The following is a 15,944-nucleotide window of genomic DNA, read 5'->3' on the forward strand; positions in this document are numbered from 1 at the left end:
CTAAGTTGTCCCGAAACATCTAAATAACCCCATCCCCATAGGATTATTCGTAAACGTAAAAACCTCTTCCTGATTTCTTACCTAACCAGCCAGCTGCAACGTATTTACGTAGCAGTGGGCAAGGGCGATATTTACTGTCTCCAAGACCCTCATGTAAAATTTCCATGATGTAAAGACAAGTATCTAAACCAATGAAGTCTGCCAATGTTAATGGCCCCATCGGATGATTCATACCAAGCTTCATCACATCATCAATTGCTTCTTTTGTTGCCACACCTTCGTAAAGTGCGTAAATCGCTTCATTAATCATCGGTAGTAGGATTCGGTTTGAAATAAATCCTGGGAAATCATTCACTTCTACTGGTGTTTTCGATAATTTAACCGTCATCTCTTCGACAGCTTTGTACACTTCATCTGTTGTTGCTAAACCTCGAATGATTTCAACAAGTTTCATAACTGGTACAGGGTTCATAAAATGCATACCAATTACTTGCTCTGGACGCTTTGTTACTGCTGCAATTTCTGTAATAGGCAGTGAAGATGTATTCGTAGCTAAAATAGCATGTGCTGGCGCAATGCCATCAAGTTGCTTAAAGATGGATTGCTTAATTTCCATATTTTCCACAGCTGCTTCAATGATAATATCTACATCACTAGCATCTTGTAAATCTAGCGACATACTAATTCGACTTAGAACAGCAGCCTTCTCATCTTCAGTTTTACGACCCTTTTCTACATCACGTGATAAATTTTTCGTAATAACCCCTAATCCACGCTCGAAAAATTCTTGTTTGATATCGTTCAATTTCACATCAAAGCCTGCTTGTGCACAAACTTGGGCAATACCAGAGCCCATTTGCCCTGCACCAATGACCATTACCTTTTGAATTCCCATTAGTTCAGTCCCCCTGTTTTTGGTACTTCAATCATAATTGCATCACCTTGGCCGCCGCCTGAACAAATTGCGGCAATGCCAATGCCGCCGCCACGACGCTTCAATTCCTGTGCAAGTGTTAATATTATACGTGCACCAGATGCCCCAATCGGATGACCTAAAGCAACTGCACCGCCATTAACATTCACTTTTTCTGCATCTAAATCTGCCAACTGCTTGCTGACTAAAGCTACCGCTGCAAAGGCTTCATTGATTTCAATTAAATCAATATCGGTTAATGATTTGTTAGTCCTTTTCAGTAATTTATTAATAACAAGACCTGGTGTTTGCGGGAAGTTTTCTGGCTCAAGCGCAAGTTCTTCGTGACCAATGATTATTGCCAATGGTTCTCTACCTTCACGTTTTGCACGTTCTTCACTCATAACGACAAGTGCACATGCACCGTCGTTAACCCCAGGTGCATTACCTGCTGTAATCGTGCCATCCTTGTCAAAGGCTGGTTTTAGCTTCGCCAGTACTTCCAAAGACGTCCCTGCTCTTGGTGCCTCATCTGTATCTACAATAAGTGGTGCACCTTTTCGTTGAGGAATCTCCACTGGTACGATTTCTTCAGCAAAGTAACCTTTTTCAATTGCGGCTAACGCGCGTTCATGACTGCGTACTGACCAAGTGTCCTGTTCTTCTCGGCTTAGCGAGAACTCTTTAGCTGTTGCATTACCATAGCTACCCATATGTGGTCTTGCTTTATCGAAAGCACATGTTAAGCCGTCATATAGCATGCCATCTACCATTGTAGAATCTCCCATACGCAAACCATTTCGACCATTCAGAAGATAATATGGTGCATTGGACATAGATTCCATGCCACCCGCAATAATCACTTCTTCGTCCCCTAAACGAATCAATTGATCTGCTAATGTCACCGCACGCATCCCTGAAGCACAAACTTTATTGATTGTTTCTGTTTTTACTGCTGTTGGTAAATTGGCCTTCAGCGCAGCCTGTCGAGAAGGAATTTGCCCCTGTCCCCCTTGTAAAACAGAACCTAAAATTACCTCATCCACTTGCTCAGGTGCAAGATTTGCCTTCTCTAATGCCCCTTTAATGGCAATCGCACCTAAATCACTTGCATGTAATGCTGATAATGAACCTCCAAATTTACCAAACGCAGTTCTTGCTCCTGCTAAAATTACAGCTCTATTCAAGTAAAACACCCCTTTTGTTTTACGTTCTCGATGAAGATGCAAAGCATTATTGACTGAACGCTCGCTCGACTTCTATCGAGGAAAAATGGGAGTTTACTATCTCAACTCCCATTCCCATTTAATCTTATTCTACAAAACAATTTTTTATTGTGCAATTTATATTTTTCAGATAACTAAAATATTTCTGCAATAGCAATCATTTTTCTGCGTTCGCTTCCGTATTCTCGTCTTGTTGAACATTTTCTATAGACGCTACCACTTCTTCGTATGTTTCTTCTGTTTCTTCGGAAGAAGGATTAACTGCCTTTACTTTTTCACCGAATACAGAACGTTCTAGTAATTCTGCAACATCAAATGTTCCAATAGAGTCTTCAACCTCTTTAGCCTTTGTACCATCCTCTAGCATTGTTAGGCAGTAAGGACAGCCTGATGAAATAACTGATGCATTTGTTGCAAGAGCCTGTTCTGTTCGCGCTACGTTTATGCGATTTCCTACATGCTCTTCCATCCACATTAATCCACCACCAGCTCCACAGCACATCGCTGTTTCGCGATTACGTTCCATTTCAACAAGCTTCACGCCAGGGATTCCTCGAAGGATCTCACGTGGGGCATCGTACACATCATTGTAGCGGCCTAAATAACAGGAATCATGGAAAACAATCGTTTCATGAACCTCATAGTTTAGCGCTAGACGATTTTCCTCAATCAACTGATTTAATAACTCAGTGTGATGATACACTTCACCTTTCCAGCCAAAGTCTTGATATTCATTTTTAAAGATATTGTAGGCATGAGGATCGATTGTTACAATTTTCTTCACGTCATTTTTCTCAAACTCATCAATATTTGCTGTAGCTAGCTCTTGGAATAAGAATTCATTCCCTAAACGACGAGGTGTATCCCCAGAGTTTTTCTCTTTATTACCTAAGATTGCAAACTTCACACCAGCCTCGTTTAATAGACGACAGAATGCTAAAGCGATTTTTTGAGAGCGGTTGTCGAAAGCTCCCATCGAACCAACCCAGAATAAATACTCCATTTCCTCGCCAGATTTTTTCAGCTCTTTTACAGTTGGAATTTGGATTGTTGGATCTAGATCACGCCAATTTTCTTTTTCCTTGCGGTTTAAGCCCCAAGGATTACCTTGTCGTTCGATATTCGTCATTGCACGTTGAGCATCAGGATTTACTTTCCCTTCAGTCATTGTTAGATAACGACGTAGATCAATAATTTTATCAACATGCTCATTCATTACAGGGCATTGATCCTCACAGTTACGACATGTCGTACAAGCCCAAATTTCCTCTTCTGTAATGACATCGCCAATTAAAGATGGGCTGTAGATATCCTCAATTACAGCACCTTCAGCACCAGCTGCAATTGCAAGCTGGTTACCCTTTGTATTGGCAAAGAATTGATAAGGCACCCATGGTTTTTGTTTTGTTACGACTGCGCCCGTAAATGTTAAATGGTCACGCAATTTTACGATTAAATCCATAGGAGACAGCATTTTTCCTGTTCCTGTTGCTGGACACATGTTTGTACAACGTCCGCATTCTACACAAGAATATAGATCAAGCATTTGCTTTTGTGTGAAGTCCTGTATGCGTCCTACCCCAATAGAAGGCATATCCTCTTCGCTTTCAGCATTTTCTCCAGCTTCTTCCAAGTCCTCAAAATCAATTGGTGTTAATGTACCCGTACGATCTAAACGATTCATGTAAACATTAAGTGGACTGACAATTAAGTGGAAATGTTTAGACTGCGGTACGTATACCAGGAATGTTAATAGAATTAAAAGGTGTGCCCACCACATTACATAAAACACACCAGCGGCAACTGATGTAGGTAGGAAGCCAAAAATAGCAGCAATACTTGAAGCAACTGGCTCCGTATAAGTTAATCCCTCACCATGCCAAATTAATCCCATACCATTAGCGATTAATGTAGATACCATTAACCCACCAATGAAAATTAATACAAGGCCGTTTTTCCATCCTCGTTTTAGACGCACTAGCTTTTCAACATAGCGGCGGTAAAATGCCCACACTACCGCGACTAAAATCATTAAAACCACCAGTTCTTGGAAGAATGTAAAGACACCATAGAAAATGCCTAGTGGCAGATGTGACTCTGGTGCTAGTCCTTTCCAAATTAAATCAATGGCCCCTAACTGTACCATCAAAAATCCATAGAAAAACATAACATGTATTAAACCACTCTTTGGATCCTTTAATAGCTTATTTTGACCAAATACATTGACCATAATATAACGAAGTCGTTCTTTAACACTTTCATCAAACTCAACCTTTTTCCCCAATTGCACATACTTATAGCGTGTTTTCAACAGGTAGAAGAACAATCCTACTGCATAAAGCACAACCACGACTGTTAAGACAATGTTAGCAATTAATAATGGACTCATGGTTGGTCCCCCCTTTAGTTTGTCGTAATTTTCTCTCTTTGTGACGAATTTGCTAGTTCAAACAGAAATGTACTTCACTTTATCATTATATTCCTATTCTAATAAATGAGTGAGCATTCAGTCAACATAAAACGGAAATATTTCTGATAATTTTATATTCTTACATTTTACAAGAAAAAAAGCCACCCTGAATTTTTCAAAGTAGCAATTTTTACTTTCCTTAACTATTATACTTAGGGGGGATGTCCCATATTCAGTAGACTTTTGAAAATCTGCTAAATTGCATACAAACCTATACCGCCCCGTAGCTTAACATCTGGAAATTCATTTTTTGTACAAAAACATTTTTTAAATCAAACTTTATTTTTTAAAAACATTCCCACTGCGAATGTATTCAACATCTGCTACGTTTAAGCGAGCATTTACAACACGTGCAGCTGCAAATAAATAATCCGATAAGCGATTTAAATATTTTTGTACAACCTTTGGTACATCTTCAACTTCTTTCATAAGTGTCACCATTTCACGCTCTGCTCGGCGTGCAACCGTGCGTGCAATGTGTAAAGTTGCCGCTGCTGGTGCACCTCCTGGTAAAATAAAACGTTGTAAAGGTGGCGCTTCGTCTGATAAAGCATCTATACGAGCTTCAAGTACTTCAATCGGTTGCTCTGTTAATTTATAATGACGTTCTTTCATCACATTAGCAAGGTCTCCACCAGCATCGAACAACTCATGCTGAATTGTCTCTAGGTCTGTTAAAATATCCTTGAAAAGCGCTTGATCTAATTCACTTACGGCCTTCCCAATAAAGGAATTTAATTCATCAATTGCCCCGTATGTTTCCACACGTAAACTATCTTTATCAACCCGTCCTCCAATAAGACTTGTTTTCCCCGTATCGCCTGTTTTCGTGTAAAGCTTCATTTCTCTCATCTCCTAAAACTGGTTTTTATAATTCCTAATCGCCTGAACTGTTGTTTCATAGACACCCTTTGCAATCATTTTACCAACTTCCGTAATAGGGCCACCATACAGCATTTCTTCTCCTTTTTGAGTTGCAGCAATTAACAGACTATCTGTAGCAGTACCTGTTGCAATTGTTCCACTCCGCTCATCACGAATATTTTCTGATTGCAACGCCTTTGTTTTTGCCTCAGTTGCTGTCATCAATGCCTGAAAAAATGCCTCTTCCGATAAACAACCATTAACGATAACCCATGTATTAATAGTACCAATATATGGATCATCTTGTCTTTCGTGTACTCGAGATACATCAACTGCATTGCCTACGCCAGCTGTTACAGCTACGATTATACTGCCAAAAGGTGCTGAAAATTCATTGATGGCCACTAGAGCTGTTGGTACTGCTGTTAGCATAACAACAGTATTTGTAGATGAAAAATTTTCCCTTTTCAAAAATTCTTTAACTTCTCGTTTCACATCGCTAATGACATAATCACCAGGAACTGAGCGATTTAATAAGCAATTATGCCAGCCAATACCTGGGTTATGAACTGCAGAAGATACGGTCTTCAGAGGAAGCTCTGATTGAAGTTGGATATATTGTTCAGTTATCGTAAAGTGCTCTTTTTTGATGACAGCTCGCTGCTGATAGTCTGTAGCTGCGGGCATCATTGTAATTTGAGGTTTTGGTATTTCAGGGTGAGCATATGTAGTCACCCGTGCTTGATAAACTTCTTCAATTTGGGAGGCAATTAATACTTCATGTGGTGCACCAAGTGCTCTCATTTGTCCGCTTTCCATCAGCAATAATTCATCACAATAAAGAGAGGCTAAATTCATATCGTGTAGTACCATAACGACTGTTAAACCACACTCCATGGCTTCCTTCCGAACCATATCTAAAATTTGACGTTGGTGTGCAATATCAAGATGATTCGTTGGTTCATCCAGCAGTAAGATTTCAGCTGTTTGAGCTAATGCCTGTGCAACAAAAACTCTTTGTTGTTCACCGCCAGATAAAAATTCCATCGGTGTATGCTCATATCGCTTTACACCTGTTTGAAGCATTGCATGTTGAACTGCCTTCTCATCTTGTTCAGACCAACTCGAGAAAAAGCCTGTTTGATGCGGGTAGCGCCCCAGTGAAACTGCCTCTCTCACACTGTTCGAGAAAGCATTTGCATGAAGCTGTGGTAATACAGCCATTTTTTTCGCCAAAGCACGAGCATTATAAGAAAGAATATTTTGTCCATCAATCGAAACGGTTCCAGCAGTAGCTGGTAAAATACCACTCATTACTTTTAATAATGTGGATTTCCCGCTACCATTCGGCCCTAGAATGCCAAGAATTTTTCCTTTTTCAACAGTAAAACTAATGTCCCTGACGATTGGTACATCTTCATAGCCACCTGATAGATGTTCAACAACAATCATGCCCGTACCCCCTTGCTTCTTCGCTGCTTATAAAAAATATAGGAGAAAACAGGTGCTCCAATAAATGCCGTAATAACACCAATTGGTAGCTCTCTTGGCACAATGATTGTTCGTGCTACTAAGTCGCAAATAATGAGTAATGTTGCACCATTGAAAAAAGATAATGGTAATAAGTGGCGATGATCAGAACCCCAAATCATCCTTGTCATATGCGGCACCACTAATCCTACAAAGCCAATTGTGCCAGAAACTGCTACAGCTGCCCCAGTTAGCATGGAGCCCCCTGCTAATATCAAATATTTACTACGCTTTACATTAACACCTAAATGTTTTGCTCGCTCTTCACCATACAATAAGACATTTAATTCTCGTCTTTGTGTCCATAGCATTATTGAACCTACAATCACAAATGGAATGATCATCTGGACATATGGCCAACCACGCATCGAAACAGAACCAAGTAGCCAGCCTATTACCTGACGTAATTCTTCACCAGATAAGGCAATCATTAATGAAATGAGGGAACCTAAAAATGAACTAAAAATAACGCCTGTTAATATCAACGTTTCCATTTTTAATGAGCGGTCTACGAGTCTAGCAAAGCTCATAACAACTACCATCGTGATGATAGCACCAATCATACTGAAGGTTGGCAGCGCATACAAACCGACAACAGGTATAGAAATACTAAAAAAGATCGTTAAAACAGCACCAACAGAAGCCCCTGATGAAACCCCTAGTGTATATGGATCTGCTAATGGATTTTTTAACAAACCTTGGAAAGCTGCTCCAGCAATAGCTAGAGATGCGCCTACTAGTCCCGCTAATAACACACGAGGTAAACGAATTTTCCAAAAGATATTGGCGGCTGTTTCATCAACCGCCTTATTCCACAATACTTCTAATGGAATATGAACCGAGCCTATCGCTACGCCACACCAGATGCTAATAAGAAGAAGCGTACATGTTAGTGTATAGGCTAGTGCTATTTTTTTCACTTAAATACCTCAGGATAGATTGCTTTGGCTAATTCTTCTAGACCTTCTGCTAGACGTGGCCCTTGACGACTTGTTGTACTTTCATCTACCTGCACAATCGCATTATTTTTTACGGCATTAATCGTATCAAAGCCCGCACGTTTTGGTATTTTCGTTAAAATATCTGGTACATAATGGTATGTCACCACGATGACATCTGGATTTTTTGCGATAATTTGTTCTGCATCAATTTTATACCAATTATCACCATCTACAGCTACATTCTTTGCATGGATCATCTCAAGCATCGCGTTCATAAATGTACCATTACCAGCTGTATAAATATCTGGCTCATCTGATGCTTCAACTAACACTTTTTTGGGTTCAACATCCTTGACTTTAGACAAAACATCTTCTACTTTTGCCTTCATATTCGCAACAATTTTTTCTGCCTCTGGTAATTTCCCTGTAGCACGTCCAAGTTGCTCAATTGTTGCATATGTTTCATTAAAGTCTTGTGCATTTCTTACTACAAATACTTTTAAACCTGCTGATTCAAGCTGTGCAATAGCCTCTTCTGAAAGAGACATGCTAGATTCGTGTGAAAAAACGATATCTGGTTTTAAGGCAATAATTTTTTCAATATTGTATTCCATACCGCCAACCTTATCCTTCTCAGTTGCCTCTGGCGGATAATCGTCGTTGTCAGTAACACCAACTATTTCATCATTTAAACCTAATCCAAAAAGGATTTCCGTATTACTCGGAATAAGTGAAACAATTTTCTCAGGAGGTGCTTCAAGTGTAATGTCCTTACCAAGGGCATCTGTTATCGTCATTGGGAATGTCGCTTCATCCACCTGTGCTGTTTCTTGCTGTGTTTGCTGCTCGTTAGATGGCTTGTTATCTTTTGCTTCCTGCCCACAAGCAGCTAGCAAGCCTACTGCTAAAAATGCTGATAATCCTATTTTCCAAAATTTCTTCATGTGAATCCTCCTTCGTTGATCCGTGCGACATTTCGCTTTATTCTACATCAAAATAAAACCCCTCATCTTTGATCGATGAGGGGGCAAAATCGCACCAAAAAAACTGATACAAAATCCACCACCCTATCCTCGTAGGTTGTCATGTCGTTATAAAGGCAGGTCTCCTGGCTAGTGCTACTTGCGATTTTTCAAGCCTTCCCGAAATCTTCAGTGGCATCATTTGAAAAAACTCACACTTACAGTGGCGGGACCGCATCGGAATTACACCGATTTCCCTTTTCACTTTACTTAAGTAAAGAACCTTTATAATATTCAGTTGATTTCATTATACATGAAAATGAAAAAAGTCGCCTCCATTCAAGACGACTCCCCGGCCATTATACAATTTCAGAAAAGTATTGGACTGTTTTCATTTGAGCACCCATTTCTCTTAATGACCATGTCTGTTCTAAATAAACGTCCGCTAGTTTTTCATATTTCCCACCAAATTTATGTGCCCACTCAACCGCTATGACACTTTCATAAAGGTGAGCCATTTTTTCCGCCATACCCTTAGCTTCAAAAGTTTTCGTTGCCTCGTCTAAAGCGCTAAAAATTTGCAGTTTCACAGACATATTCGCCAATTGTTCTTTAACGATTTGTACTAGTGAGCTGTCAGCTAATTTGTCTAATCGTTCCTCCATCTCCTGTACAAAAAGTTCATGAGCATGAAACTTATCTACTAAACGAATGAGTTCTAAGGCCAAAATATTAGCCGTACCCTCCCACACCGTTAACACTTGGGCGTCTCTTAATAAGCGGGGCGTTACAAAGTCTTCTATATAGCCATTACCTCCGTGTAATTCAATTGCCTCACTAGCATAATGAACAGCTTGCTCTGCTGTTTCCTTTTTCATAATGGCAATATATAAACGATTCATAATAAGATCTTGCTGAGTTCCCTGTCCACTTGTCACTTTATCGTATAATTGGATAAGATCAAAAACTGTCGCTACTTCCACGTGCAACTTAGCTGCAAATTTCCCTAAAGTATCCTGAATCATAGGGTACTGTGTTAAGGGCTTGCCAAATGCATGTCGATTGCTTACATAATGTTTTGCCTCTAAGAAGCCGCGACGCATAATACCAATTGAAGCGACTGCATTACAAATTCTAGAGAGATTTAGTGCTTCTAGCATATAATAAATCCCTTTATTTTGCTCCCCTACAACATAGGCAAGTGCACCATCAAATTCTACCTCACCAGAGGGAACTGCCCGAACGCCTAGCTTATCTTTCAGTCGGCGAATACGTAAATGATTTGTTGTTCCATCTTCTTTGCGCCAAGGAACTGCAAACAATGTTAAGCCTTTGGAACCTGCTGGCGCACCTTCTAGTCGTGCTAATACCATCGCTACACCACACATGCCCGCATTGGATGCAAAATATTTTTCACCATATAGACGATAAGCAGTGCCATCCTTTCTCGCCTCCACCACATTTGCACCTACGTCAGAGCCCCCTTGACGTTCTGTTAAAAAGGTCGCACCTTCATATAAATCTGTGTCACCTGTTGCACACACATGTGGTAAAAAACGCTGCTTTACCTCTTCATCTGCATAATGATCTAATAGATAGGCAGTTGCCATTGTCAATGTTACTGGACAATAAAAACCGGGCTCTGCATGTGATAGCAAATAACCTTGTGCAAAGCTATAAACATAATTCCCCTTGTGTCCTAGCTGCGGAATATGCTTGTGTACATAGCCTACAATCCCAGTATTATATGTCTCTTCAATCGTTTTTTTATAGCCATCATTAACCCAAACCTCCGATATCTCTTCCCCATAGGCATCATATCTTTGAAGGCGAGGCTCACCCTGTCGATCTGTATGCTTTGCCCTTGCATCAATATCACCTGCACATAGCTCACCAAAATCTGTTAACTCTCGTTGGGCATAGGATAAAAACTCTTTATCTAACATCATTTCTACTATTTTTTGAAGCGTGTCATCTTCAGTAAAAAAGTTCGTAGTACGCATTGCTTCTTGTTGTAATACTTTCATGCTATCTCACCTCTTGCCCCTTTAAATTTTGTTTTAATATTTTGCCTGATGCATTGCGTGGTAGCGCTTCTACTTTTTCAAAAATACGTGGTATTTTAAACTTTGCAAGATGTTCCTCTAAATAAGCTTTCAAAGCTTCCTCATGGATGTCTTGTTTAGCAGAATACACCGCCTTTACAGTTTCCCCCCATTGCGGATGTGGTACACCAATTACCGCAACCTCGAATATACCTTCAAAGCTCAATAAACAATCTTCAATTTCTTTCGGATAAATGTTGACACCTCCCGAAATAATGACATCCTTTTTACGATCTACGATCCAAATAAAACCATCTTCATCCTTGCGAGCTAGATCTCCTGTTTTTAACCAACCATCAATAAAGGCTTCATTAGTAGCTACTTCATCCTTATAGTAGCCAAGCATGTTGCCCTCACCCAACAAGACAATTTCCCCTACTTCGCCTACATTTACATCTTCTCCACTGTCATTCACAATACGCAACTCTGTACCAAGTGGCGCCCGCTGACCAATACTTCCTGCCTTTGCTTCATGCTCCTTGCCAAATAATAATGAACCACTTGGACCTGCCTCTGTTAATCCATATACACAAGTCAAATTATTTGTGCGGAATGCCTGCTGAATGAACCGAACCTCACTTTGAGATAACGGTGCCCCACCATAGACCCACCATTTCATAGAAGACAAATCTGCCGAATGTAGCCTTGGCAGTTGTGCCGTTAATAAATAAGCAACAGGTGCACCAAAGAAATGTGTTGTTTTCTCCTTTTCAATGGAATCAATGAATAAATCGGGTGTAAAAGTTGGTGTTAATACATTTGTTGAGCCTACCAATACACCCGCCATTAAAAATAAATGTAATGGTGCAGAGTGTGTTAATGGCATCATAAGCAAAATACGGCTCTCAGGCTTTACCTCCATTTCAACAGCTATCATTTGCGCCACTGTTAAAATATTACGGTAGCTAAATAACACACCCTTTGGTTTTCCTGTCGTGCCAGATGTATATAAAATCGTGGAAGGGTCATCCTCTTGTAACTGACAATCAATTGTTTGTGTACTAGCATTTTGAAGCATTGATTCATACTGATGCCATCCCACTTTTTCTTGACCTGTTTTAATTTTTAACGGAATACCGGCTAGCTGTTCAACTGCTGCAAAAATAACCTCATGTACGACAATTGCCTTCGCCTCGGCATGCTGCGCCACGTACTCTACTTCTTGCAATGTAAACTTCGCATTGACTGGCACAACGATTGCTCCAATACGCTGAATAGCAAAGTAACTGACTACAAACTCTAAAACGTTTGGCATAAAAATTAAAACCTTATCCCCCTGCTTTACTCCCTGCTCTAGTAAAGCATGACTAAAACATGTCACCTGCTTATCTAAATCTTGGTAGGTTACTCTTCTGCCATGACAAATAACGGCTTCATTTTTCGGATACTTACGGGCATTACGTGCTAATAAATTGGAACTATTCATCTTGCATCTCTCCCTTTAAAGTCGCTAATTTTTCGCTAAACATGCCATGCATTTGTTGTAACTCATGCTTCATCTGCGTCAGCTCAGCTATTTTACTGTCAATCTCTTGAATTTTTTGTTCCCCGTATTCAACCGTTCGCTCTAATTGCTGAATTCCTGAGCGATCAAAATCAAATAGTAAAACCATCTCTTTTATTTCCTCTAAAGAAAATCCGTACCGCTTGCCTCTGAAAATAAGCTTGAGTTTCGCCAATTCTTTTTTGGAAAAGGTTCGTTGGTTAGTAGATGAACGATGGGGGCAAAGAAGCCCAAGTTCCTCATAATAACGAATTGTCCGCGTAGACACATTAAACTCCTTTGCTACCTCCTGAATCGTCTTCAAAACCATCTCCCCTTTCCTAATTGGCAACAGTATACCATTGACGTTAACGTAAACTTCAACAAAATTTTCGGAATTAACAGAAAAATAAAGTTTGGGACAGCTAATTTCCCACGGTTTATCCGTTTCTTTTGTCTTTCTATCCGACACATTCGGAACTTTATCTCTCATATTCAGCCATCTATCCATTAAAAAAAGCCCCTAACACTTTTCATGTTAGGAGCCTAAAGTTTAATTACATTTTTTCAGGTGCAGATACGCCGATTAAGCGTAATGCGTTCGCAATTGTTGTGCGGACAGCCGTAATTAATGCTAAACGAGCCTCTGTTAACTCTTTATTTGAAGCATCTAATACTTTTTCTGCATTATAGAAGCTGTGGAATGCAGCTGCTGTTTCTTGAATATAGTTTGCGATACGGTGCGGTGTGCGGTGTTTCGCTGCTTCCGCTACCACTTTCGGGAAATCACCAATCTTTTTCAGTAAATCAATTTCCTTTTCTGCTGTTAACAAATTGAGATGTTCTGTTGTAGCAGCAAAGCCTTGTTCATTTGCTGAACGTAAAATAGATGAAATACGTGCATGCGCATATTGTGCATAGTACACAGGGTTTTCATTAGATTGTGATACTGCAAGGTCAAGATCAAAGTCCATATGAGAATCGCCAGCTGTTTTTACAAAGAAGTAACGAACTGCGTCAAGACCAACCTCTTCTACAAGCTCACGCATAGTTACTGCATTCCCTGTACGCTTAGACATCTTGAATTTTTCACCGTTTTTATAAAGCTGAACCATTTGAATAACTTCCACTTCTAACGTATCTCGATCATAACCAAGTGCTTGAATCGCTGCTTTCATACGTGGAATATATCCGTGATGATCAGCTCCCCAAATATTGATTAATTTATCGAAGCCACGGACAATTTTGTCTTCGTGATAAGCAATATCTGGTGTTAAATACGTGAATGACCCATCATTTTTAATTAGCACACGATCTTTATCATCACCAAATGTTGTAGAGCGGAACCAAGTAGCACCATCCTCTTCAAACACATGTCCATTAGCTTTTAATTTATCTAAAGCTACTTCGATTTTCCCGTTTTCATATAGAGACGTTTCAGAATACCAGACATCAAAATTTACACGGAAGTTTGCTAGGTCTGTTTTTAATTTATCTAATTCTAAAGCTAAACCGTGCTGACGGAAGAAGGCAAAACGCTCATCATCTGATTTTGCTAAAATTGCATCCCCATGCTCTTTTGCTAATTTACCCGCAATATCAATAATATCTTGCCCATGATAGCCGTCTTCTGGCATTTCAGCTTCCATTCCTAATGCTTGTTTATAACGAGCTTCTAATGAATAAGCTAAGTTATTAATTTGATTACCTGCATCATTAATATAATATTCACGAGAGACACTGTAACCAGCCATATCCAACACATTACATAAGGAATCACCAACAGAAGCGCCACGAGCATGACCTAGGTGAAGATCTCCAGTAGGATTTGCTGAAACGAACTCCACTTGAATCTTTTCCCCAGCACCAGCATTTGAGCGGCCATAGTCCGTACCTTGCTCAAGCACCTGTGTCACTACCTCTGTGAGGAAATCTTTACGCACTGTGATATTCATGAAGCCTGGGCCAGCAATATCAATCTTTTCAATATCAGTGCCTGATGGATCAAGATTTTCTAAAATAGCTTCGGCGATAGCACGTGGTGGCTTTTTAGCTAACTTCGTTAATTGCATCGCAATGTTTGTTGCATAGTCACCATTTGCTTTATCCTTTGGTGTTTCTAGGTGAATCGATAATTCTGTGCCAGCCTCAACTAGACCAGCTTTTTCAACAGCCTGCACGATCGTTGCTTTAATAGCCTGTTGTACTTGTTCTACTGCGTTCATCATTGTACCTCCGTAAATGTAATATCTAATGTATAGTTGCCAACGGATTGCCCACCCATTAGTAAATCGTACTGTACATGGAAATCTCCGCTTGTTGCCAGTTTTGTAAACGTCATATTTTTCGTATCAATCACGAGGGGCATAGAACCGAACTCACTTTCATAATGCCCTTTTTGTTGTTCGATTATGTTCAGCGGTAATCGCATATTAACCGCTCCAGCACGCATAATTAGTGCCTTCTCATGACCTAACTTCATCGTTGTGCGGACGATTTTATCCTCCTGCACCTCATCATATTTCAAATACAAGCTTCCTGCCTTTTCAAGTAGCTGCCCTTTGAGCCACATTTCATAACTTTCGGACTCCCCATCACTTGGACGAATGGTAGAAATGAGCTTTATGTTCACATGCGATCTTACTTCGTTCGCCATAACGGATGCCCCTTTTTAGTCTTTTACTATAACCTTTTTATTATAGGATGAATACTTATGGTTTTTCAAGATAGAAGTGATGTAAAGCTCCTCAACAAGTTTATTCGAGAAAATAAAAACCCTCTCTTCCAATAACGGAAAGAGAGGATTTCTTTTTATCTATACCATTTTTTTATAATCAATTGTTGAACTATTAACAATAAAGCACTAACAGTCCAATAGATGGGGATAATCGCTGGATTGAACAGACTAAAAATGAGGATCATGAGAGGATTAATAAATACCATTATCTTCATATTTAATGGTTGACTTTTCTCTAGGGCTATACAACTTTGAAAGAAATAAATCAAACAAGCAATCATCGAAACCCCAATATCAATCGTCCCTAAATTCATCCAAAGGAAATTTTCACTGGCAATCACTGAATCTAGCCTAATCGCGTAGTACAGTGAAAATAATATCGGTAATTGAATAATGATTGGTAAACAACCTAGTAAAGAGCTTTTCAATGAATCTGAAGTTAGCTCTTGGATTTGTTGCTGTACCATTCTTTTTTCAGATTCGCTTTGACTATTCTTATATTTATCTGTAAGCGCATCTAATTCAGGCTTAATGGTAGTCATTAATTCTTTTGAGTGCTTTTGGTGTTTTGCCGATCGAATAAATAACGGCATAAGAATTAATCTGACTGCAATCGTAATACCAATGACACTAAGTGCGTAGCTACCTGTAAAAGAATGGATGAAATGAATGAGGTTAATAATAGGTTGTGCTAAAAATGTTAACAATGGTTG

Annotated in this window: 13 protein-coding genes and 1 riboswitch; all 13 genes read right to left on the reverse strand. The window is 39.6% G+C overall.

Features of this window, described 5'->3' with window-relative positions; all coding sequences use genetic code 11:
• Positions 1–43: 43 nt before the first annotated feature.
• Entirely contained in the window at positions 44–895 is an 852-nt protein-coding gene (locus HXV90_RS12755; protein WP_004269435.1) for a 3-hydroxybutyryl-CoA dehydrogenase, read from the reverse strand.
• A complete protein-coding gene (locus HXV90_RS12760; RefSeq protein ID WP_269897358.1) occupies positions 895–2,100 on the reverse strand; it encodes an acetyl-CoA C-acetyltransferase in 1,206 nt (401 codons plus the stop codon). The genes HXV90_RS12755 and HXV90_RS12760 overlap by 1 nt, the downstream gene beginning before the upstream one ends.
• A gap of 196 nt (positions 2,101–2,296) precedes the next feature.
• A complete protein-coding gene (locus HXV90_RS12765) occupies positions 2,297–4,528 on the reverse strand; it encodes a heterodisulfide reductase-related iron-sulfur binding cluster (protein ID WP_269897359.1) in 2,232 nt (743 codons plus the stop codon).
• A 360-nt stretch (positions 4,529–4,888) separates the two neighbouring features.
• Positions 4,889–5,452: a cob(I)yrinic acid a,c-diamide adenosyltransferase gene (locus HXV90_RS12770; protein ID WP_004231536.1), complete on the reverse strand. Its 564-nt coding sequence runs from the start codon at positions 5,450–5,452 to the stop codon at positions 4,889–4,891.
• A 12-nt stretch (positions 5,453–5,464) separates the two neighbouring features.
• On the reverse strand, positions 5,465–6,925 hold the full coding sequence (locus tag HXV90_RS12775) for an adenosylcobinamide amidohydrolase (protein WP_269897360.1): 1,461 nt from the start codon (positions 6,923–6,925) through the stop codon (positions 5,465–5,467).
• Positions 6,922–7,923: a FecCD family ABC transporter permease gene (locus HXV90_RS12780; RefSeq protein WP_004231533.1), complete on the reverse strand. Its 1,002-nt coding sequence runs from the start codon at positions 7,921–7,923 to the stop codon at positions 6,922–6,924. Before HXV90_RS12780 ends, HXV90_RS12775 begins: the two co-directional genes overlap by 4 nt.
• On the reverse strand, positions 7,920–8,888 hold the full coding sequence (locus HXV90_RS12785) for an ABC transporter substrate-binding protein (RefSeq protein ID WP_269897361.1): 969 nt from the start codon (positions 8,886–8,888) through the stop codon (positions 7,920–7,922). Before HXV90_RS12785 ends, HXV90_RS12780 begins: the two co-directional genes overlap by 4 nt.
• Positions 8,889–9,025: 137 nt before the next feature.
• Positions 9,026–9,208: riboswitch (cobalamin riboswitch) on the reverse strand.
• A gap of 57 nt (positions 9,209–9,265) precedes the next feature.
• Positions 9,266–10,933 carry an acyl-CoA dehydrogenase family protein gene (locus tag HXV90_RS12790; protein WP_115674200.1) on the reverse strand — a complete coding sequence of 556 codons (1,668 nt, stop codon included), beginning with the start codon at positions 10,931–10,933 and terminating at the stop codon, positions 9,266–9,268.
• A gap of 1 nt (position 10,934) precedes the next feature.
• Positions 10,935–12,437, reverse strand: a complete 1,503-nt coding sequence (locus HXV90_RS12795; RefSeq protein WP_112117309.1) for a class I adenylate-forming enzyme family protein — start codon at positions 12,435–12,437, stop codon at positions 10,935–10,937.
• A complete protein-coding gene (locus HXV90_RS12800) occupies positions 12,430–12,819 on the reverse strand; it encodes a MerR family transcriptional regulator (protein ID WP_066037054.1) in 390 nt (129 codons plus the stop codon). The genes HXV90_RS12795 and HXV90_RS12800 overlap by 8 nt, the downstream gene beginning before the upstream one ends.
• A gap of 232 nt (positions 12,820–13,051) precedes the next feature.
• A complete protein-coding gene (gene argS, locus HXV90_RS12805) occupies positions 13,052–14,719 on the reverse strand; it encodes an arginine--tRNA ligase (protein ID WP_269899040.1) in 1,668 nt (555 codons plus the stop codon).
• Positions 14,719–15,150, reverse strand: a complete 432-nt coding sequence (locus HXV90_RS12810) for a YwiB family protein (protein ID WP_048393761.1) — start codon at positions 15,148–15,150, stop codon at positions 14,719–14,721. The genes argS and HXV90_RS12810 overlap by 1 nt, the downstream gene beginning before the upstream one ends.
• Before the next feature lie 155 nt (positions 15,151–15,305).
• Positions 15,306–15,938 carry a membrane protein insertase YidC gene (gene yidC / locus HXV90_RS12815; protein WP_269897362.1) on the reverse strand — a complete coding sequence of 211 codons (633 nt, stop codon included), beginning with the start codon at positions 15,936–15,938 and terminating at the stop codon, positions 15,306–15,308.
• Positions 15,939–15,944 lie beyond the last annotated feature (6 nt).

Source organism: Lysinibacillus sp. JK80 (genome assembly GCF_027557635.1).
GTDB classification, from domain to species: Bacteria; Bacillota; Bacilli; order Bacillales_A; family Planococcaceae; genus Lysinibacillus; species Lysinibacillus capsici.